This is a genomic window from Lyngbya sp. CCY1209 (assembly GCF_035615495.1).
Classification (GTDB): domain Bacteria; phylum Cyanobacteriota; class Cyanobacteriia; order Cyanobacteriales; family Microcoleaceae; genus Limnospira.
This window is the reverse complement of sequence record NZ_JAJENU010000075.1, coordinates 1-268: the sequence shown is the minus strand read 5'-3', so window position 1 is coordinate 268 and position 268 is coordinate 1. Positions and strand designations below refer to the sequence as shown.

The window sequence follows — 268 nt, the reverse complement described above, 5'->3', positions numbered from 1 at the left end:
AGGGCTGATTGAAGAATATTGATAGCGGCATTTTCATCCCTGTCTGCTTCAGAACCGCAGTGAGGACATTTATGAGTTCTGGTGCTTAAAGTTTTAATGACTTTTTGACCGCAGTTTGAGCAGTTCTGAGAAGTATTTTTAGGTTCAACTGCGATAACTGGAACTCCATAAATGCTGCCAAAATATTCCAACCATTTCCTGAATTTATACCAAGCAGCATCACTAATTGATTGGGCTAAATGATGGTTTTTTACCATGTTACGCACTT

1 protein-coding gene is annotated in these 268 nt (G+C 38.8%); it reads right to left on the bottom strand.

Features of this window, described 5'->3' with window-relative positions:
- Window positions 1–268 (bottom strand): transposase (locus tag LKE08_RS00375; RefSeq protein ID WP_324702209.1); only part of this gene is annotated, 268 nt, incomplete at both ends.